This is a genomic window from Actinomadura fibrosa (genome assembly GCF_900659615.1).
GTDB classification, from domain to species: domain Bacteria; phylum Actinomycetota; class Actinomycetes; order Streptosporangiales; family Streptosporangiaceae; genus Spirillospora; species Spirillospora fibrosa.
In genome coordinates, this window is record NZ_CAACUY010000541.1 from 1 (window position 1) to 1,409 (window position 1,409).

Genomic DNA, 1,409 nt, shown 5'->3' on the forward strand with positions numbered 1-1,409 from the left:
GTCACCCGGGCGCCGGGCATGCCCCGCCGCAGCGCCCGCAGCGCGGGGACGGCGGTGAGCAGGTCGCCGAGGCCGAGCGCCCGCAGCACCAGCACGCGGCGGGCCGTCGAGCGGGCCGCCGAGGGGGCCGTCACGGCCACGAGGGTTCCTCCGCCGGGCAGACGACCAGCTCCCGCACCTCGCATCCGGCGGGCTGGGACAGCGCGAACGCGACGGCGGCGGCGACGTCCTCGGGCCGGTTGAGCTTGGCGTCGGGGCCCGGCCGGTACTGCTCGGTGCGGTCGTCGAAGAAGGCGGTGTCCATGCCGCCCGGGACGAGCATCGTCACGCCGATCCTGCCCGCCAGCTCGGCGGCGAGGGCCCGGGTGAACCCGACGACGCCGAACTTGGACGCGCAGTACGCGGTGGCGTCGCTGAGCGCGCGCAGCCCGAGCGTCGAGGCGACGGTGACGATCCGCCCGTGGGAGCCGTGCTCCAGGTAGGGGAGCGCGGCCCGGACGACGGCGGCGGTGCCGAGCAGGTTCACCTGGACGACCCGCTCCCAGTCCTCGGCGGGCACGTCGCAGAGGGTGCCGCAGGCGTCGATCCCGGCGGCGGTGACGACCGCGTCGAGGCCCCCGGCGGCGCGGGCCAGCCCGTGCACGGCGCGCTCGGTGCAGGCCCGGTCGGTGAGGTCCGCCAGCATGTGCCGGTGGTCCTCCTTCGGCGGGTGCAGGTCCAGGACGAGCGGGGTGCCCCCGTCCTCGGCGACCCTGCGCGCGACGGCCGCGCCGAGACCGGAGGAGCCGCCGGTGATGAGGACGTTCATGACGCGTTTCCCTTCGTGGTGGACAGCAGGCGCGTGGTGGAGCGCCCTTCGAGCATCGGCAGCAGGACGACCTCGCCGTTGTGGGCCCGGACCGTCTCGGCCTCGGGCAGCGCCGTCCCCGCGTAGTCGGCGCCCTTCACCCAGATGTCGGGGCGGAGCCGCTCCAGCAGCGGCGCCGGGGTGTCGTCGTCGAAGACGACCGCGGCGTCCACGTCGCTGAGCGCCTCCAGCACCCGGACGCGGTCGGCGGCGGGCGTCACGGGCCGGGACGGGCCCTTGCGGCGCCGCACCGAGGCGTCGGAGTTCACGCACACGATCAGGCAGTCGCCGAGCCGGCGCGCGTGCTGGAGGAGGCTGACGTGGCCCGCGTGCAGCAGGTCGAAGCAGCCGCCGGTGGCGACGACGGTGCCGCCGGCGCGGCGGGTCCGCTCGACGATGTCGAAGGCGTCCTCGCCGCGCTCGGGGACGAGCCGGGCGCTGCCGGTCTCGGCGAGCTGCGCCGCGACGGCGGCGGCGGCGCCGGACCGCACGAACTCCGAGGCGCGGCGGACGCCCTCGCTGACGGCGGCGGTGAGCGGCCCGCCCTCGGCGAGGACCTCGG

2 protein-coding genes are annotated in these 1,409 nt (G+C 77.1%); both read right to left on the reverse strand.

From position 1 onward, the window contains the following. Positions 1-130 precede the first annotated feature (130 nt). Entirely contained in the window at positions 131-808 is a 678-nt protein-coding gene (locus E1300_RS49525) for an SDR family oxidoreductase (protein ID WP_131764157.1), read from the reverse strand. Next, positions 805-1,409: D-glycero-beta-D-manno-heptose 1-phosphate adenylyltransferase (rfaE2, locus tag E1300_RS49530; RefSeq protein ID WP_131764158.1), on the reverse strand; the 605-nt coding region annotated here is incomplete at its 5' end. The genes E1300_RS49525 and rfaE2, both read right to left, overlap by 4 nt.

What these genes read in the sequence shown, in the direction of transcription:
- E1300_RS49525 (WP_131764157.1), bottom strand. Translation starts at nt 808, where the DNA reads ATGAACGTCCTCATCACCGGCGGCTCCTCCGGTCTCGGCGCGGCCGTC.